At 63.3% G+C, this 18,895-nt stretch carries 18 protein-coding genes; 10 read left to right on the top strand and 8 right to left on the bottom strand.

Annotation, left to right across the window (positions count from 1 at the left end):
- The first annotated feature begins 31 nt into the window (after window positions 1-31).
- From QRN54_RS09035 to QRN54_RS09025, 3 genes are all read left to right on the top strand, one after another.
- A complete protein-coding gene (locus QRN54_RS09035) occupies window positions 32-805 on the top strand; it encodes a PIG-L family deacetylase (RefSeq protein ID WP_285181880.1) in 774 nt (257 codons plus the stop codon).
- A gap of 64 nt (window positions 806-869) precedes the next feature.
- Window positions 870-1,262: a PaaI family thioesterase gene (locus QRN54_RS09030; RefSeq protein ID WP_042452984.1), complete on the top strand. Its 393-nt coding sequence runs from the start codon at window positions 870-872 to the stop codon at window positions 1,260-1,262.
- Window positions 1,259-2,263: a tocopherol cyclase family protein gene (locus tag QRN54_RS09025; protein ID WP_285181879.1), complete on the top strand. Its 1,005-nt coding sequence runs from the start codon at window positions 1,259-1,261 to the stop codon at window positions 2,261-2,263. Before QRN54_RS09030 ends, QRN54_RS09025 begins: the two co-directional genes overlap by 4 nt.
- Here QRN54_RS09025 and QRN54_RS09020 read toward each other — a convergent pair.
- A complete protein-coding gene (locus QRN54_RS09020) occupies window positions 2,229-3,098 on the bottom strand; it encodes a LysR family transcriptional regulator (RefSeq protein ID WP_285181878.1) in 870 nt (289 codons plus the stop codon). The two genes, QRN54_RS09025 and QRN54_RS09020, sit on opposite strands and share 35 nt — an antisense overlap.
- Before the next feature lie 70 nt (window positions 3,099-3,168).
- Here QRN54_RS09020 and QRN54_RS09015 point away from each other — a divergent pair, with 70 nt between their 5' ends.
- On the top strand, window positions 3,169-3,528 hold the full coding sequence (locus QRN54_RS09015) for a YybH family protein (protein ID WP_054187841.1): 360 nt from the start codon (window positions 3,169-3,171) through the stop codon (window positions 3,526-3,528).
- Window positions 3,529-3,543: 15 nt separating this feature from the next.
- Here QRN54_RS09015 and QRN54_RS09010 read toward each other — a convergent pair whose 3' ends face one another.
- A complete protein-coding gene (locus QRN54_RS09010; protein WP_074447122.1) occupies window positions 3,544-4,815 on the bottom strand; it encodes an ROK family transcriptional regulator in 1,272 nt (423 codons plus the stop codon).
- A gap of 342 nt (window positions 4,816-5,157) precedes the next feature.
- Here QRN54_RS09010 and QRN54_RS09005 point away from each other — a divergent pair, with 342 nt between their 5' ends.
- From QRN54_RS09005 to QRN54_RS08995, 3 genes are read left to right on the top strand one after another with little or no spacing between them, the layout of a single operon-like run.
- A complete protein-coding gene (locus tag QRN54_RS09005; protein WP_003942011.1) occupies window positions 5,158-6,135 on the top strand; it encodes a TauD/TfdA dioxygenase family protein in 978 nt (325 codons plus the stop codon).
- On the top strand, window positions 6,132-8,453 hold the full coding sequence (locus QRN54_RS09000; protein WP_285181877.1) for an arylsulfatase: 2,322 nt from the start codon (window positions 6,132-6,134) through the stop codon (window positions 8,451-8,453). Before QRN54_RS09005 ends, QRN54_RS09000 begins: the two co-directional genes overlap by 4 nt.
- 15 nt (window positions 8,454-8,468) lie before the next feature.
- A complete protein-coding gene (locus tag QRN54_RS08995) occupies window positions 8,469-9,218 on the top strand; it encodes an SDR family NAD(P)-dependent oxidoreductase (RefSeq protein ID WP_003942076.1) in 750 nt (249 codons plus the stop codon).
- A 15-nt stretch (window positions 9,219-9,233) separates the two neighbouring features.
- Here the strand turns inward: QRN54_RS08995 and QRN54_RS08990 are convergent, their stop codons facing one another.
- From QRN54_RS08990 to QRN54_RS08975, 4 genes are all read right to left on the bottom strand, one after another.
- Window positions 9,234-9,992: an ESX secretion-associated protein EspG gene (locus tag QRN54_RS08990; protein ID WP_285181876.1), complete on the bottom strand. Its 759-nt coding sequence runs from the start codon at window positions 9,990-9,992 to the stop codon at window positions 9,234-9,236.
- Window positions 9,989-11,512 (bottom strand): hypothetical protein, encoded by a 1,524-nt coding sequence (locus QRN54_RS08985; protein ID WP_285181875.1) that lies wholly within the window; start codon window positions 11,510-11,512, stop codon window positions 9,989-9,991. Before QRN54_RS08985 ends, QRN54_RS08990 begins: the two co-directional genes overlap by 4 nt.
- Before the next feature lie 120 nt (window positions 11,513-11,632).
- On the bottom strand, window positions 11,633-12,829 hold the full coding sequence (locus tag QRN54_RS08980) for a L,D-transpeptidase (protein WP_042452959.1): 1,197 nt from the start codon (window positions 12,827-12,829) through the stop codon (window positions 11,633-11,635).
- A 32-nt stretch (window positions 12,830-12,861) separates the two neighbouring features.
- Window positions 12,862-13,953 (bottom strand): UDP-N-acetylmuramate dehydrogenase, encoded by a 1,092-nt coding sequence (locus QRN54_RS08975; protein ID WP_054826636.1) that lies wholly within the window; start codon window positions 13,951-13,953, stop codon window positions 12,862-12,864.
- 26 nt (window positions 13,954-13,979) lie between these two features.
- Between QRN54_RS08975 and QRN54_RS08970 the strand changes: the two genes are divergently transcribed.
- The 3 genes from QRN54_RS08970 to QRN54_RS08960 all read left to right on the top strand — a co-directional run bounded on the left by QRN54_RS08970 (window position 13,980) and on the right by QRN54_RS08960 (window position 15,850).
- On the top strand, window positions 13,980-14,477 hold the full coding sequence (locus QRN54_RS08970) for a DUF2505 domain-containing protein (protein ID WP_054826635.1): 498 nt from the start codon (window positions 13,980-13,982) through the stop codon (window positions 14,475-14,477).
- 76 nt (window positions 14,478-14,553) lie between these two features.
- Window positions 14,554-15,054, top strand: a complete 501-nt coding sequence (locus QRN54_RS08965; protein ID WP_007735352.1) for a DUF2505 domain-containing protein — start codon at window positions 14,554-14,556, stop codon at window positions 15,052-15,054.
- A gap of 7 nt (window positions 15,055-15,061) precedes the next feature.
- Complete coding sequence (locus QRN54_RS08960) at window positions 15,062-15,850, top strand: hypothetical protein (protein WP_003941937.1); 789 nt, start codon at window positions 15,062-15,064, stop codon at window positions 15,848-15,850.
- Between the two features lie 70 nt (window positions 15,851-15,920).
- Here QRN54_RS08960 and QRN54_RS08955 read toward each other — a convergent pair whose 3' ends face one another.
- A complete protein-coding gene (locus QRN54_RS08955) occupies window positions 15,921-17,966 on the bottom strand; it encodes an Ig-like domain-containing protein (RefSeq protein WP_285181874.1) in 2,046 nt (681 codons plus the stop codon).
- Between the two features lie 81 nt (window positions 17,967-18,047).
- Window positions 18,048-18,895, bottom strand: an 848-nt coding sequence (locus QRN54_RS08950; protein WP_285181873.1) for an Ig-like domain-containing protein, incomplete at its 5' end; no start/stop codon positions are given.

Raw genomic sequence — 18,895 nt, 5'->3', positions numbered from 1 at the left:
CCTGTCGGTAACTTGCCTTACGATTGCGCGAATGAGTGTCCTGGTGTGTTTCCACGCCCATCCCGATGACGAAGTTTTCACTACGGGCGGCGTGATGAGAATGGCCGCCGACGCAGGTCACCGCGTCGTAGTCGTCACCGCTACCGACGGTGCTCTCGGTGAATTCCCCGACGGACTGTTGGACGAATACGAGACGTTGGCTCAGCGCCGCAGCCGTGAGCTCGAGGCGTCCACCGACGCGTTGGGTGCCAGTCGCGTCGTGTCCCTGCACTACCCGGATTCGGGGATGGTGGGTACGCCCGAGAACGAGAATCCGGAAGCGTTCTGCAACGTCGACGTCGAGAAGGCCGCCGAGCGTCTGGCCGAGGTTCTTCGTGAAGAGAACGCCGATGTCCTGACCATCTACGACCCCAACGGCGGATACGGCCACCCGGATCACATCCAGGTCCACCACGTCGGCGTTCGTGCTGCAGAACTCGCGGGCACGCCGTTCGTCTACGAGGCGTCCACCAACCGCGATCACATGAAGATGCTGATGCAGGCCAACCCCGAGTGGACCGAGGAGGCGCAGCCGCCGGACATCGAATCGTTCGGGCTTCCGGCTGACCAACTCACCACCGCAGTCGACGTCAGGTCGGTGATCTCGTCCAAGCGCGCGGCCATGTACGCGCACGCGACGCAGGTCGGCGATTTCGGCCCGTTCCTCGAAATGCCGACGGAGCAGCTCGCCGCGGCATTCGGCACCGAGTGGTTCCGTCGTCGCAACGCGCCGGAAGGGCTGTCGGAAACCGCCCTGCCCCTCTGAGTCACCGCCCTCGATAAACCGAAGTCCCGACGGAGGTTTCGGCGGCTCGTTAACATCGGTAGGCATGGACCTCGAACAACTTGTCGCGAGCATGCCTTTTGCAGTTCACACCGGAATTCAGTTGGACAGCGCGGCACCCGAACAGGTTGTCGGCCATCTGGATTGGGACAGCCACCGCACCACCGCCGGCAACGGAATGCACGGCGGCGCCTTGATGACGCTGGCAGACAGCGTCGGCGCCGTCTGTGCATTCCTCAATCTGCCGCCCGGCGCAAGTACGTCCACCACCAGTTCGTCGACCGTGTTCACCCGCGGGGTTCGTAAAGGCACGGTCACCGCAACTGCCCGGCCATTGCACGCGGGACGCAGCACCATCGCGGTGGTGACCGAGATCCGCGACGACGAGGGCCGCCTCGTCGCTCAGGTCACCGCATCACAGGCAGTACTGGGACCGTGAAGCTTCCCGCGTACCGCGCTTCGGGTGCCACCCTGCCGTACGGCAATCTGCTTGCCTCCCATGACGTTGCGATGGAGGGTTACTTCTGGCGATTCACGATGCCAGACAGCGGACGGGTGGTGATCGCGCTCGCCGGAATCAACAAGGCCGACGGCGACAGCTGGTCGACGCTCGGTCTCGCGGCACACCCAGGCGGATTCCTCCGCACTGCTGAGCATCCGAATGGATCGGCCGATCCCCGTATCCTGGGGGCCTACGCCGACAACGCTTTCCGCGGCAATGCCGATCGACTCCAGGTCGATTTCGGCGACAGTCATCTCGACGTGCGCATCAGTAGTCAGCGATTCTGGCCGCACCGCCGCTTCGGGGGATCGAGTTACTTCCAATCAGTTCCCGCACTCAATCAGTACTGGCATCCGTGGCTGCTCGGCGGCCGGGTCGAGGGAAGCGCCGTCATCGACGGACAGAGCTGGGATCTCACCGGAGCGCAGGTGTACGGCGAGAAGAACTGGGGAAAGGGAGGATTCCCGGAATCCTGGTGGTGGGGACAGGCACAGGGGTTCACCGATCCTCGAGCCTGCGTGGCGTTTGCCGGCGGACAGGTCAGCGCCGGACCTCTACGCACCGAAGTCACCGCCGTCGTTGCCGCGCTACCGGACGGAACGGTATTGCGGCTGGGTAATCCACTGACGTCACAGGTGGAGACGACGGTGTCCGACGATCGCTGGACGCTTCGGGGTTACAGCCGGAAGTGGAGCGTCGACATCGACGGGACCGCACCCATCGCCGACGCACACATACTTCCTGTTCCGATACCTGCCGAGCGTCGAAACGTGCCAGGAGCGCTCGAGCATCTCGGTGGAACGATGTCGGTCATCGTCCGCCGGCGCGGCACCATCGTCTGGAAGGACAAGTCGAGGTTGGCTGCTCTCGAGCACGGCGGATTGGATCGGGCGCAGGCCGAACTCACTCGGCGGGAACAGCTCTCGCAAGATCGATGAGAGCGGAGGCCGCAGGATTCTTGCCGCCCGACGAACGCCAGACCAATTCCAGCCGAGATCGCGCCTCCGGTTCGAGATCGATCCGATGCAACTCCCCCACTGCCGACTCGGGAAGCACGGCCATTCCCAGCCCCTGCGCTGCCAATGAAACGATGATGCCGAGGTTGCTTGCCTCGAGCGCAACCGTCGGCGTGGTGCCGGCCGCGGCGCACGCGAAGTTCAGACACGTCCTGATACCGGTTCCCTCCGGCAGACAGATGACCGATCGCGTGGCGAGCTCGGCAAACGGTAGAGACGACACCTCGGCCAGCGGATGATCCGTTGCCACTCCGGCCACCAGTCGTTCGTCGGTGATCACCCTCGATTCGAGCCCTTCCGGCAGCTCTCCCGCTACCCCGATGACGGCTATGTCGAAGGTTCCGTCCGACACTCCGGCAAGCAGACTGCGCGAATCGTCCTCGGCCAGCGAAATGTCCAGTCCGGGGTGTTTGTTGTGCAACCGACTCAGCAGATCTGTGAGGTCGGCGGAAGCGCAGGCGGTAACCATCCCGACCGAAACGGAACCCCGGACCAGTCCGTTCAAGGCATCGACAGCGTCGCGGGTGCTCTGAACGGCAGCAAGTGCAGCGTAGGCGTGCGGGAGGACAGCTCGCCCGGCGTCGGTCAGACAAACGGTTCGACCACTACGATCGAGCAATTCCTGCCCCAACTCACGTTCGAGCCGTTTGACCTGGGCACTCACACCGGGTTGGGCTACGTGAAGCCGCTCGGCGGCGCGAGTGAAGTTGGCTTCCTCCACTACCGTGACAAAGTATTCGAGCTGCCGAAGTTCCATAACTGCTGATTCTAGCTGCGAGACAAACTAGATCTTGGACTTATCGCCGGAGTACTAGAACGATGGAAGCATGACAACAACAGATGACGTTCAGAAGGCCGGAACCCCGGAAGACATCGCGAAGCTTTTTGTGCAGTTCGCCAACGCTGGTGACGCAGACGCCGTCGCCGCACTCTACGAGGAGGATGCGGTGATGGCCTTCCCTCCCGGATCCCTCACCGTGGGCCGCCAAGCCATCCGCGAGGTGATCTCTCAGATGCTGGCAGCTGCACCGAGATTCACCGTCGAGGAATCTCTACCGACGGTGATCAGCGGCGACCTGGCCATGACCTCGACCAAACCTTCCGACGGAACCGGCGGGCGCACGCAGGTCGCGCGCCGCCAGCCCGACGGATCATGGTTGCGAGTCTTGGATCGACCGGAACTCTGACTACCCTCTTCGCAGTCAGACGGCCGACGCGCGGCGCATAGCCGCAGCGGGATCAGCAAACAGTGAACTCAGTGACACGACCGTGGAAGCGTATTCCTGAACCCGATTGCCGAAACCGGTAATTCGAATGTCCTTACGCTCCAAGGAGGATGCCGTCGAGAAGGCCTCGGCGACATGGGGCACCCCGGCGGGATAGTCGGTAAATGCCTGACCACCCAGAATCACCCGATCCGGGTTGAACAGGTCACGCAGCATCGCCACTGTCCGGCCGAGGACGCGTGCTCGATCAACCAGAAGCTCGTGTGCCGGAATGGAACCCGACGACGCGGCCCGGTAGACGTCCGCGATCGTGACACGCTCGCTGCCCTGGATCACGGCGCCCGAAGACAAAGCCTGCGCGACTACGGCGCGGTCACTGATCGTCGCTTCAAGGCAACCCACGGCTCCGCAGGTGCACCGTGCGGACGAACCGGTGGGGAGGTGCGCGATCGAACCGGGTCCGCTGGACGGCGTGTGCACTCGCCCTTCGAAAGTGATTGCGATGCCGGCAGTTTCACGAGCGTAGAAGTACAGGCCGGTAGTGCCCGGCGTCGGGGCTTCGGCACGGTCGGTGCTGAGCAGTAGTTCCGACGCGGCCATCGCCTCGACGTGGGCGGCTACCGATACAGGGAGATCCAAGCCGGCTCCGATGATGGACCCGACCTTGGCGCCCTTCCATCCCAGACGCGGGTGATCGACGACTCCGGTCGCTGAATCGACGCGACCGCCGATGGCCACGCCGACGGCGAGCGGACGACGCTTGTGCCACCGCGAGGCAAAGGATTTGGCCGAGCGCGCAATGGTGGCAAGCGCGACAGCAGAATTGGTGGCAGGCGTCGGAATCTCGACGGCGCCGAGCACCTTTCCACGAATGTCGCTGGCAATGATGCTGGTGACGACGGCACCGATGTGGATGCCGACTGTCAGATAAGGCTCGTGGTTGACCTCGAACGGAACTCGCGGACGCCCGATTGCTCCGGAGGCCGTCAGGTCCGCGCGTTCGCGCAGGATCCCGAGGTCCAGCAGGCTCGTGACCTGCCGGTTCACGGTGGCGATGCTCAGTCCTGATGCCTTTGCCGCAGTGTCACGTGAGAGCGGCCCACGGGATCGAGCAATGCGCAACACAGTCGCGGACGGGCCGTCGGCGATGCGTAGTTCGGGCGCAACTATCTGGGTACGGGTCCGGGTTCCCGAGAGCGCGGTTCGCGATCGGATGTTCGGAATGGCGGAGATTGTGGGTGTCGACATGGCTGTCCCTTGCAGAAGGAGGAGAAGGCGCATATCTCTGTCGACCGAGAAATCAGCGTTTCCACTGGTCACACGAAGAAATAGACAGAAAAGGCGCAGAAATTAGCTGCAGAAAGAACGGCGGCGACAACACAGCTCTCGCGCCAGAGGCAGACGCGAACCAAGCGCAGCGGTCACATAGGTGACCCGCAAAGCGGCAGGCTGGTCGGTCGACATGGCTCCAAAAGTAGCAGCTTCACCGAGATTCACAAATCAGGTGCGGTAACGATCACACTGAACGCAACCCTGTCGGGGCGAAATCTCGCGTGTTTGGGTGGGCACACTCCCCACGAAAGGTGCACCATGTCTACAGCTTTCGCCAAGCCGACCCTCACGAATTCGGTATCAACGAACGGAGCGGCCGTTGACGCCGCTCGCGGCACTGTCACCACCCTCGGCGCGCATATCGGCGCCCGAATCGACGGAATCACTCTCGGCGGGCATCTCGACCCGGCGACGATTTCCCTCATCCGGCAAGCACTTCTCGAACACAAGGTGATCTTCTTTCGCGGGCAAGACCACCTCGACAACGATTCGCAGTACGAGTTCGCCCATCTGCTGGGTACCCCGACCACTGCCCACCCCACCGTGAAGTCGCACGGCGCAAAAGTTCTGCCCATCGACTCGGACCTGGGCAAGGCCAACAGCTGGCACACCGACGTCACCTTCGTCGACCGCATCCCCAAGGCTTCGATCCTGCGCGCGGTGCAGCTACCCGAATACGGCGGTTCCACGACGTGGGCGTCAGGGGTAGCCGCCTACAACGGACTGCCGGATCCGCTCAAGGCGCTCGCGGAGAACCTCTGGGCTCGCCACACGAACGTCTACGACTATGCGGCAACCAGCGCCGAGCGGCTCACCGAAGATCGCACGGCCGCCTACCGCGAGGAGTTCCAGTCCACGTACTTCGAGACGGAACACCCGGTGGTGCGGGTCCACCCCGAAACCGGAGAACGCACGCTCGTCCTCGGACATTTTGTCAAGAACTTCGTCGGGTTGAGCACCGAACAGTCGAACGGTGTATTCAAGCTCTTGCAGGATCACGCCATCAAGCTCGAGTACACGACGCGGTGGAACTGGGAAGCGGGTGATGTCGCGATCTGGGACAACCGCGCCACCCAGCACTACGCGATCGCCGACTACGACGATCAGTACCGGCGTCTGGAGCGCATCACTCTTGCCGGCGACATCCCGGTCAACATCCACGGGGAACGAAGCCGCAGCATCGCCGGCGACGCTTCCGAATACTCGATCATCGAAGGCGCCTCGACTCTCCCATGACTTCACCGGATTCCGCCCCTCCTACGCACGCCCGCGGATACGAAGGCTTCGAGGGTCGAATCGGCCGCACCGCAGCCGATTCGACCCCGTCGTGGCCCACCTCCACGACCCCGATTCCCGGATCACCCAACATCGTCGTGGTTCTGATCGACGACATGGGGTACAGCGACATCGGGCCGTTCGGCTCCGAGATCGAGACTCCCACCCTCGACCGCCTTGCCGCGCAGGGCATTCGGATGACCAACTATCACACGACGCCCCTCTGCTCGCCGTCGCGCGCAGCTCTTCTCACCGGCCTGAATCCGCACCGCGCCGGGTACGGCTTTGTCGCCAACGCCGATCCGGGCTACCCCGGACTGCGTCTGGAATTGGCCGACGACGTCCAGACACTCCCCGAAATCCTCCGCGGCGCGGGCTATGCGACCTATGCCGTCGGCAAGTGGCACCTCGTACGCGACGCCAACCTGGCCCCGGGACGAAGTCGTGACTCCTGGCCGACGCAGCGCGGTTTCGATCGCTACTACGGCTCACTCGAAGGCCTCAACTCCTTCTACTATCCCAATCAACTGATCTCCGACAATTCTGTGGTCGACGTGGACGAGTACCCCGAGGGCTACTACCTCACCGACGATCTGACCGACAAAGCGGTCGGGTACATCAAGGACCTCCGCGCCCACGATCAGGACAAGCCGTTCTTCCTCTACTTCGCACACGTCGCCATGCACGGACCGTTGCAGGCCAAGCCTGCCGACCAGGAAAAGTACCGCGGCCGCTACGACGAAGGGTGGGATCGAATCCGCGAGTCGCGGTTCGCCTCTCAGCTCGTGCAAGGCCTCTTTCCGGAAGGTACGCAACAAGCACCGCGAAACTCCGAACCCGGCTTCGACGTCCCCGAATGGGAATCACTCACGCCGGAAGTGCAGTCCAGGTTCGCCCGCTACATGGAGGTGTACGCGGCGATGGTCGACTCGATCGATCAGAGCGTCGGACGCATCGTCGACACCCTGGACGAACTCGGCGAGCTCGACAACACGATCATCGTCTTCACCTCCGACAACGGCGGCACCGCCGAGGGCGGTTCGGACGGGACCCGAAGCTACTTCGCACAGTTCGCGCATATTCAGGATCCGGACTGGGTGGGCGATGTCCCCCACGACGAATCCCTCATCGGCGGACCTGAATTGGGCGTCCACTATCCACGTGGATGGGGACAGACGTCCAACACCCCGTTCCGGTTCTACAAAGGGCAATCCTTTGCCGGCGGGATCCGTGTTCCTTTTCTCCTGTCCTGGCCCGCTGGATTGAAACCCGGAGCAGACGACAACGGGATTCGCGACCAGTTCGCGTACGTCACCGACCTGACCCCTACGCTGCTCGAACTGGCCGGAATCGACGCACCCAGTGTGCGAAACGGGCTCCCGGTGAAAGAGTTCGACGGGGTGTCTTCCGCGCCCGTTCTGCGTTCGTCTGCCGCTCCGAGCACTCACACCGAGCAGTACACCGAGATGACCGGCAACCGTGGCTACTACAAGGACGGCTGGAAACTGCTGGCTCTCACCCCAGCGGACATCGACAAACCACACTGGCAGTTGTTCGACGTCCGCACCGACCCGACCGAGCTCGACGACCTGGCATCACGGTTTCCCGACAAGGTTCGCGAACTCGCCGAGGCCTGGGACCACTCGGCGTGGGCGAACACCGTGTTTCCTCTACTCGGCAATACCGTCGGCGCGGTTCGCCGTCCGGAGGAAGGAGCACTCTCACGCCCGGTGCGACTACTTGCCGGAACGCCCCCGCTGGAGCGCTACCGCTCATCCAAGCTGATCGGGTTCCGCGACTTCGACATCACGGTCGAACTCGACGGTTACCGCGAAGGTGACGCCGGTGTCCTTGTCGCCCATGGCGATCCGCAGGGTGGGTACCTTCTCTACGTCGAGGACGGGCACCTGCATCTCGGGTACAACGCGTTCGGTTCCTACTCCGTTGTCGACGCCGGACCGCTGGCGCTCGGCACCGAACGCATCGAGCTGTCGGTGACGGTGGTACCGCGGTTGCGTTGGGATCTCCACGTCAGCGTCGACGGCATTCACGCGGGCCGGCTGCTCGGGCAAGTACAACTGGTGGGAATGGCGCCGTGGACCGGCATCTCGGTCGGTGTCGACGCCAGGGGACCTGTGTCGTGGGAGGTACGACGACGCCATGGTCCCTTCCGGTACAGCGGCGCGCTGCGCGCCGTCACCTACACACCCGGCCGGATACAAGTACCGCGTCGTCACATCGAATCCATCGAACGGGAAGCAGAGTATGCCGCCGACTAGCCCTACGATTGCATCATGACCATTTCTTCCGATGCCCGCATCGCCGTAGTCACCGGAGCCAGCTCCGGAATCGGTGAGGCCACCGCCCGCACCCTGGCAGCTCAGGGATTCCACGTCGTGATCGGTGCTCGCCGCGTCGATCGTCTCGAGAAGATCGCCGAGGAAATCGGTGGTACCGCTCTCGAACTCGACGTCACCGACGAGGATTCCGTCGACGCGTTCGCGGCCGTGGTCCCCCGTGTCGACGTGTTGGTCAACAACGCGGGTGGTGCAAAGGGTCTGGCAACAGTCCTGGACGCCGATCTGGACGACTGGCGGTGGATGTGGGAGACCAATGTTCTGGGCACGTTGCGTGTGACGAAGGCACTGCTGCCCAAGCTGATCGATTCGGGTGACGGTCTGGTCGTGACCATCACCTCGGTGGCCGCGCTGGAGGCGTACGACAACGGCTCGGGCTACACCACCGCCAAGCACGCTCAAGCCGTCCTTCATCGGACATTGCGTGGTGAACTGTTGGGCAAGCCCGTTCGACTGACCGAAATCGCGCCGGGAGCCGTCGAGACGGAGTTCTCACTCGTCCGGTTCGAGGGCGATCAGGACAAGGCCGACAAGGTGTACGAGGGAATCACACCGTTGGTGGCGCAGGACATCGCCGAGATCATCGGTTTTGTCGCGTCGCGGCCGTCACATGTGAACCTCGATCAGATCATCGTCAAGCCGAGGGATCAGGCAAGCCCCGGTCGGTTCCACCGCACCACCAGCTAGTTCGAATCGTTCTGACTAACCAGTGCGAATCACCCGGTGCAGGACGAGGCCGAGATTGCGTGCAATCTCGGCCTCCGTCATTTCCGTGGAAGCGCTGCGGGCACTTACGGTTTCACCAGCGGTGACGATGTACCGACCATCTCCGGCATAGTCGTACCAGTGGAACGTTATGCCGTCGTCTGTCGGTCTGCTGTCCACCGCTCCTCCCGGGTATGTGGTGACTTCACCGATCGAGGTCCGCTCTCGGCCGAAGAATCTGCTCACTTCCTCGCTCCCGCGCGCACCGGCAGCACTGCTCAGAAAGCTCGCTCTACCGGAAGTTTTCGGCCTTTCGATGCTCACACCACGCTCCGATCCAGCGGGGCAGGTCGGCAGGTGATCGACGAGCATCCGTGGAATTGCCGATGGGCGTACCACGGTGAAAACCACGTCGGAGCCACAGTCGACAGTCCTGCCGGGCAGTTGAGTCAGGAGCACCCCCAGGTCGCCGGCAACAACGCCGTGCAATCGCGTCACCGTACTCATGTTCTGCCCGTGAAAACCGGAAACCTCCACGCGAGCATCAGGATTCGCAAGAGCACCGAGAACGTGATGCAGCCGATCGTCGAGCAACCAAGCCAGGTGCGCTCCCGCTTGACGTCGCTCTTCTGTCAGCTCGTTCATGGTTTCGGCCGTCGGACGAAACCGCAGCGGGTACGGGAGTCGGTCACGTCCGACCGCTTCCCAGAGAATCTGGAATTCGAGGCCGGTGAACTGCCACTGCATGGTGGTCATTCGCCCAGCACCGCCGGGGAGACCATCGGTAGGTCGCCGACCAGGGCATTGCCGTTCTCGACTGTGACGAGGTAGCCGGGGGTGTCGTGAACGTTGTCTTCGTCTTGCCCTTGCCCTCGTCCCGGTGCCATGCCGCCGACGCCACCCATCGCGCCCCGACCGCTCTGCGCGCCCGTCGCCGAGGTACCGCCAGTTCCGTTGACGCCCCCACGCCCGCCATTGGCGAGGCCGCCCACGCCGCCAGGGCCGAGAGCGCCACCTCCGGTTCCACCTGGCCCGAAGCCGCCGGTACCGATTCCACCTGCGGAACCACCACCCGAACCGCTACCCATGAGGCCTGAAGGCACTCCGGAACCGAGCTGAGCACCATTCGGAGTTGCACCTGCCAGGCCACCTGGCGCTGCACCGGCCGGCAGTGGGCCGGCATGTGCCGCGGCAGTCCCGGCCGGGGCGGAATCGTTTGCGAACCGGGCAGCATCGGCACCCGAATTCCCTTGGGCATCAACGCCGCCACGGTTGTCACCATTTCCGGAATTGGTGCCGGATGGGTTCTGACCGGAACCGTCTCCGGCCGGGTTTGCACCGCCGAGGTGTCCACCGTCCGCTCCTCCACCAACTCCGCCACCCGATGTAGACGGCGTGCCGAGCCCGTTCTCCGAACCCGAAGTGTTCCCGCCGCCGGCACCACCACCACCGAATGCGCCGCCACTTCCAGCCCCTCCACCGCCGGTGACCGGATTGAATGCGGCCGGGAGGATCGGCACCTGATCGTCCGCACGCTTCATGGACGGCAGATACACGTCCTTCATCACCTGGCGCGCTTGACGTTCGGCTTCTTCCGCTTCGTATTGTGCCTGCTTCCATGTAGCCCCGGGAACCATGCTGAGAAACCTCTCGACCGTCGAGGCGCCGTCGGGGGCCGGAATCGAGCGTTTGGCCTCGTCGAGTGCGATCTTCGCCTCCTCGATCTTGTTCGAGATCAGATCGACCCGCACCTTCAGCTCACCCGCATCAGCCGAGTAGGCCAGCACTGCTTCCAGCGCAGCCGAGCCGCCGCGCCCCTGCCAGCCTTCGGTGATCGCACCGTTCACGTCGTTCTGGAACTTCCCGATGCCGGCTTCGACCCGGCCTGCAATGGCCTTCCAAGCCTCACCGATCGCATTCAGGGTTGCCGGATTCATCTCGTTGACGTGGTCGAAGATTTCGGAGTGCGACATCGCATCGAACGGATCGTCGTCCACGATTGCGTGTTCGCTGTACTCGAGCGACGACGTCTGGGCGGTGAGGGCATCGCGCTCACCCCAGGCTCGTGCGCGCTCCACATCGGCGTCGACGGTCGCAGCAGCCATCTCGTCGTCGAACGCGCCGCGGTCGTCGGTTATGGATTGCACCAGAGCAGATGTAGCGATTGCGCTCGCGATGGGAGTACCGACAACTGGCAATGCCGCCACGCCAGGAGGCACGGCCTGCGTCGCATCGGAGATTCTTCCCAGCACGTCTTCCAGAAATGGAATGCCCACCGCTGTCCCCCTGAAGTCGAAAACCCCCGTCGGACTCCCCCGAGCCGACAGCACTTACCTGTACAGACGCAAGCAGAGCCCGGACGGTTCCCTCATCCACGGATTTACCGCAGTACAGAGTTACGGCAGTGCCGACATCGACTTCCAGGTCGGCAGATCGATCGCCCAGTCGTAGATGTCGCCGTCCGCAGGAGACAGGTCGATCGACGTGCCGGTCACCTCCACGGGGTCACCGTAGAGGGCCGTTCCGAAGTACTCCTGCGCGTCGGACGTCGACAGGTTGATGCAACCGTTCGTGACGTTCGACGAGCCCTGCACCCCAGTGGTTTCAGGATTGGCGTGGATGAATTCGCCGTTGTTGGAGATGCGCACAGCCCAACGCTCGCGCACGTTCTCGTAGAACGGCGGGTTGGACATCATGAAGTCTTCGTACTTCTCGGTCACCATGTGAATGCCACTGCGCGTGACGTTTCGGGGTTCGTTGCCCTCGCCGTAGCTGACGGGAATATCCATGATCGTCTGGCCGTCGCGCACCACCTGCATGCGGTGGCTCGGTGCATTCGCCTTCACGATCTGGCTACGACCGATCGTGAAGTCGAGCGTGAGATCCTGGTCGCCGAAGGCGCCACCGCCGTAGTTCAAGCCGTAGAGCTTGGCGTCCAGATGGACAGTCGTGCCCGGCACCCAGTAATCGGCCGGACGCCAATGGGCCCGCGATCCGCCGTTGTCGTCGGCCAGCCAAGCCCACGATCCGGCGGTGGGCGGCACGGTGGTCACGACAAGCGCCTTCTCGACGGCCGCCTTGTCGACGACGGAGTTGTCGAACTGCAACGTGATCGGTGCCGCGATACCAACTTCTTGGCCGTCGGCGATGTTGAGGGTGGCGCCGGTGGTCGACTCCGGGGCAACCGTCGTAAAGCTCCCTTGGACTGGCACGGATTTACCGTCGGTTCCGGTTGCCGAGCCCGACCACGAATACGTGGTGCCGTAGCCGAGTGCCTCACTGACGGTGAACGATGTCTTGTCAGGCGACAATTGTCCTGCAACGGCTTTACCGGCTGCGTTGCTGAGGCTGACGTCGGACAGCGTTCCCTGGGTCACCGCCACCGAGACGGGGGCGACCGGGCTGACATCTTTGGTGCCGGGCGCCGGCGTCGACACCACAGTCGCCACCGGTGCTGGTTCGGCGGCCGCCGCGCCGCCCTGTCCGTCCTTGCCGCCGATCGTGCAGCCGACGACGGCCACCATCACAGCGAGCAATACAGCTACCAACGCAACAAGACGCGAACGACTTCTCCTACCACCCAGCTCATGCACTTCAACAGGCTACCTGCGGGCTCTGTCAGGAATCAGACGGTGCAGCCCACAGTTACCGGTTCCGGTTCCAGGTGGACACCGAACGCGGCTTCGACGCCGTCGCGCACTGTCCGCGCGAGCGAGACCACATCCGCACTCGTTGCAGACCCTCTGTTGGTCAACGCCAAGGTGTGTTTGGTCGACAGCCTGGCCGGTGCATCTTCGCCGGGATAACCCTTCGAGAATCCGGCCCGTTCGATCAACCATCCGGCCGAGAGTTTGGTTCCACCACTGCCCGGGAACTGCGGCACGGTGACGTCCCCGAGCTGTTCGGCGATTGCTCCGAGCACGGCAGGCAGCTTGTCGTCGGGCACCACGGGGTTGGTGAAGAAGGAACCCGCGCTCCAGGTGTCGTGATCGTACGGATCGAGGACCATCGCCTTGCCTGTCCGAAGTCCCAGAACTGCCTCGCGGACCTGCGACGCAGGTAACCGCTCGCCTTCTTCTGCCCCCAGCGCGGTGAACAGTTCGCGGTACGCGAGCGGGGCACTCAGTCCATCGGTCGACGCATCGAATTCGACGGCGAGAACCAGTGCTGCGTCCGAATGCTTGAGGACGCTCGACCGGTAACCCAAGTCGAGTTTCGACGGTTCGACCCACGACACTTCGCCATTGCGTCGGTCGAGCAGTTGAACTCGCCGGAGTCGCGAGCCCACCTCGACGCCGTACGCGCCGACGTTCTGCACCGGCGTCGCACCGGTCGAGCCCGGAATCCCGGACAGGCACTCGAGGCCACCCAGTTCCGCGGCGACGGATTGGCCGACTACTTCGTCCCACACCGCGCCCGCTTCGGCAACGACGCGGTCCGTGTCGAGGCTCACGGTGGTGTTGGCCACACGAACGACAACTCCGTCGAATCCCGAGTCGGAGATCACGAGATTGGATCCGCCGGCGAGAATCAGCGTCGGGATCTGCTCGCGATCGAGCAGCGTCACGACGTCGATCAACGACTGCGTCGTCGGGCATTCGGCGAGCAGCCGCGCCGGTCCCCCGATTCGGAGCGTCGTCAATCCTGACAAGTCAACGTTCTCGGATACGAAAGCGCCTGATTCCACGACGCGTCTGCCAATGGTTACGTCCCACACATCGATAAACGGTAGCCTCCACAATCGTGAGCCGTCGCATCGAGCATTCGTCGAAGTACACAGTCCCCGCCGAGAAGGTCCATGAGGCGGTGACCTCCGAGCAGTACTGGCGCGACCGAATCGTCGCTGTCGGTGGTCCCGGCGCGGCGATCGAAGAGCTGACCGTTCGCGACGAGACCGTCGCGGTCACGATGTCGCAGATCATTGCCGCAGAGCACCTCCCCAGCATGGTGTCGAAAGTCGTCAACGGCGACATCGTCATCAAGCGCAGTGAAACGATGGCGCCTTTCAAGGATGGCAAGGCCACCGGCACCTTCTCCGCCCACGTCGACGGCGTTCCCGCCCGTGTCGAGGGCACGCAGGTGCTGACAGGTGACGAGAACTCCGCCACTCTCGAGATCGACGGTGAGGTCGAGGTCAAGATCCCGTTCCTCGGCGGAAAGATCGAAAGTGCGATTGTCGACGAGGTTGTCCGGCTCATCCAGGCCGAACAGGACTTCACCCGGGAGTGGATCACGAAGTAAAATCCTGCGAGCGGCGGCAGTTATGGATACAGCCGATTTGGCTTGTCACAGCGTGTAACAGGTATTCTTTCCGATCATGGCTCGCCGCATCGACTACTCCGCCCGCTATCAGCACTCCCCCGAGCAGGTCTATGCGGCACTGGCGGACCGCTCGTACTGGGAGGCCCGTGTCGAGGAGATGCGCAAGCATTCCGAGAACCATGTGGAACATTTCGAGGTCACCGATTCCGGAATCGATCTCGTGCTGCACCACATTCTCCCGCGCACCGATTTGCCGGACATTGCTCAGACGGTGATGAAGAAGGATCTGGTCATCACTCGTAAGGAGTCGTACGGCGCCTTCGGTGACACCGTGACCGGAACGTACGAAGCGTCCATCCCGGCCGGGCCGGGGAGTTTGTCCGGCACCATGGAGTTGTTCGCGACCGATACCGGGTCCACGCTGCGAACCACGTCCGAGGCCAAGGTCTTCATACCGTTCATCGGCGCGAAGTTGGAGCAACTGATGCTCATCAACCTCGTAGATCTGTTCCGCACCGAAGCTCAGGTCACGGCGACCTGGCTCGCCGCACGCTGAAGCCGGCGTGAAGAAGGCTCCACCCCCGAAGATCGAGGGGGTCATCACCCGTGGCACGACGGGGATCAACAGACTGCGACGTAGTGACCGGTGGATCGTGCACAACCGCACTATCGCGCACGCCCTGAACAACGCGACCGATCCGTTGATCGTCGACCTCGGGTACGGGGCGAGGCCCGACACCACCTTCGAGATGGCAAGCCGCCTCACCGCTGTCCGGCGGGATCGACGCGTCATCGGGCTCGAGATCGACCCCGCCCGCGTGGTCGAGAGTCGTGACGGTGTCAGCTTCGCCCGTGGTGGATTCGAACTTGCCGGTCTCACACCCGTCTTCGTACGCGCCTTCAACGTGCTCCGGCAGTACCCGGAGGAGGCTGTGGACTCTGCGTGGTCACACATTCAGTCCGGTCTCGCACCGGGCGGGCTGCTACTCGACGGAACCTGCGACGAACTCGGAAGGCGTTGCGCTTGGGTGCTTCTCGACGCTGATCGTCCATTGACCCTGACACTGGCCTGGGACCCCTTCGACATCGAGCGTCCTTCCGACATCGCGGAACGTCTCCCGAAGGCTCTCATCCACCGCAACGTTCCCGGTGAGCCGATCCACGCGTTGCTCAGCGCGGCCGATCGAGCCTGGGCCACCGCCGCGCCGCACGCCTCGTTCGGACCTCGCCATCGTTGGGCCGCCGCATTGGAAATTCTTCGGGCGCAAGGAATTCCCGTGCAACCCGCGCGGCGACGTCTTCGTGACTGCATCCTGACCGTGCCCTGGCACGTCGTAGCGCCGAATCCCTGAACTCACAGACGGGAAACGCCCCGCCGCGGAGGTGTTCTCCGCGGCGGGGCGTCCGTGTGCAGGCGTCGGGCTAGGACCCGAAGATGTTTTCCAGGCTTCCCAGTGAACCGGTCGAACTGCCGCCGTTGCCGGGATCGCCGCCGTCGGACGCTGCCGTTACCTTGACGGTGACTGCGGCCTGGGTCTCGGAACCGAGATAGCCGTCAGTTCCACTGAACACCGCGGTGATTCGGCGATCTCCGAGTTCAGTGAAGGTGTGCGAGAGCGTGGCCTTACCGTTCACCACGGCAACCGGTCCACCGATCGGGGTGGTTCCGTCCATGAACTGGACCGTTCCTGCGCTGAGCGTAGGTACCACTGCCGCAACAAGATCGACCTTCGCGCCCTTGACCGCTGACGCCGGAGCGCTCACGGTGACGGACGTTTCCTGATCCTCCGCGGCCGGAGCCGTGACCGAAACCGACTGAGCAGCCGAGGTAGAGGTGAGGAATCCTGTTGCACCCGAGTAGACGGCCGTGATGTCGTGCGTACCGACGCTCGCGAACTCGTGCATGATCGACGCCTTGCCCTCGACGACCGGCACCGGTGAGCCGAGATTGCCCGAGCCGTCCTTGAACTGCACTGTGCCGCCAACCGGCGTCGGCGTGACGGTTACGGACAGACCAACTGCCGTACCGGTTTTTGCATCCGCCGGAACGGTCAAGACCGTCTGGGTCTGCTGGTCGGTGGGAGCCGGCGCCTTGACGTTCACGGTCTGGGCGTTCGATGTCGAGCCCAGGTAGTTACCCGAACCCGAGAACACTGCGGTGATGCTGTACTCACCCGCCACGTTGAAGATCGGCGTGGTTGTCGCTTTTCCGGTTGCGTCCACGGGAATCGGGGAGCCCAGATCCCTGCCACCTTCCTTGAACTGCACGGTTCCGCCTGCAGCACCGGTCGAGACGGAGGCAGTGAACGACAAGGCCTCCCCTGTCGAACCTGTCGACGGGCCGACGAGGGTAGTCGTTGTGTTCTCCTCGACCACCACCGGAGCGACTGTCAGCGCATGTGGCGCCGACGTCGAAGTCTGGTAGACACCGGAACCGGAGTACACCGCCACGATCGAATGCGCTCCGACTACATAGGAATTCGTCAGCGAAGCCTTGCCGTTGGCATCGACGGGAACGGCGCCGCCGAGGTCGGTTGCACCGTCCTTGAACTGCACCGTGCCACCCGCCGGAGTGGGCGACACCGTAGCCTCGACGGTCACGGACTCACCTGCAACTGCACTTGCGGGACCGGTGATCGCGGTTGCAGTGCTCTTGTCCGCTTCGGACACTACGACGTCGACAGCCGACGACGTGGAGGTCGCCACCTTTGCATTACCGAGATACTTGGCCGTCACGCTGTGGGTTCGGACGTCAGCCGGTGTCCAGGCAAGTGTTGCAACACCATTACCGAGCGCGCCCGCACCGATCTTGGTGGCACCGTCGAAGAACTCCACCGAATCACCGTCGGCACCACCGGTCACCGTCGCACTCAACGTCACCGGTTGCCCCACCTGAGCGCCACCGACGGGAGCAAGTGCCGTCGTCGAGACGTTCTTCTGAACCCTCACCGACGGACCGACACCCTTGAGTTGACCCGAACCCAATGTCCCACTGACATGCAACTCGGTCATCAAATCCACATCACGAGCACACCCCGCGCCGACCGTGTAACTGAACTCAACCGTCCGGAACTTCGGATTGATCAAACCGCCGTTCCAGTACACCGCCCAACTACCCGAGATCTTCGCATAATCAGAACGAACCTCGACGTCATTGCGACCGATCACCGAACCGTCAACCTTGGCCGAATCAGTAACGTAGGTAAGACAATCCGGATGAACATCTTTGACCTGCTGAAGGTACTCGAGAGTCCCCGTACGAGTCAGCACCGACTTCACCGTAATCGTCTCCCCCTCATTGGGAGTTCCGTTCGAGACAGTGCGCACAACCTTGTAGTCATGCACATTTCCCTCCGCCGTCACCGGAGCCGCACCAGCAACCCCGACGCCCGCAACCACCGCGAAGCCCGCAGAAACAGCAAACACACTCAGACCTGCAACTGCACGGCGTGCAGAACCTACAGACATAGCTTTTCCTTCTCGAGAAGTGAGCGAAATGGGTGATGCCCCACCGCCGAACGCAGGCGGGGCATCACCAGGTGTCGGCGGCTAGGAGCCGAAGATGTTGCCGAGGCTGCCGAGCGAACCGGTGCCGTTGCCTGGTTCTTCACCGTCGACGGGTGCGGCGATCTGGACGGAGACCTGATCGGACGATGCCGTCACCGTGCCGGCGCCCGAGTACTCCGCCGCGACAACTCGCTGCCCTTGAGTTGCGGGCTTCCACGAAAGGCTGGCCTTTCCGGATGAATCGACCGTAGCCGTGCCGATGACGGTCTCGCCGTCCTTGAAGGTGACTGTGCCACCCGCATTGGCGGGGCTGATTTGAGCGGAGATCGTCTGGGCAACGCCGACCTGGCCCGCTACTACGCTGAGATCTGTTGTGGAGCTTGTTGTTCCGGCGGGCTGTTCGGCGACTGTCACATTCGCGGTGGTACTCGACCCGGTGACACCGGATCGACCGGCGAATACGGCTTCCACCGTCTGTGCACCGGCGACCGTCGGAACCCAGGCATAGGTCGCTTCACCGTTGCCTGCCACCGGCACCGAAGCGAGCACCGTTCCGCCGACCTTGAACGTGACCGTTCCACCGGTGCCCGACGCGGACACAGTCGCTTTGAGATTGGTCGACTTGCCGACCTGCGCGCCCGAGATCGGCGCCAGAGTCGTGCTGGACTGAGCATCGGCCTGCGAAACACTCGCGTTCACCGGTGCAGAAGTCGAACCTACGGCGCGCGCCGTGTCGACGAACTTCGCTGTGATCGAGTGGTCCCCACGGGTGGTCGGCGTCCAGGCAAGCGTTGCAACACCATTACCGAGCGCGCCCGCACCGATCTTGGTGGCACCGTCGAAGAACTCCACCGAATCACCGTCGGCACCACCGGTCACCGTCGCACTCA

It is taken from the genome of Rhodococcus sp. MEB032 (assembly GCF_030208925.1).
GTDB lineage: Bacteria > Actinomycetota > Actinomycetes > Mycobacteriales > Mycobacteriaceae > Rhodococcus_F > Rhodococcus_F qingshengii.
Note: the sequence above shows the minus strand (reverse complement) of the source record. Positions and strands in the feature narration are given on the sequence as shown.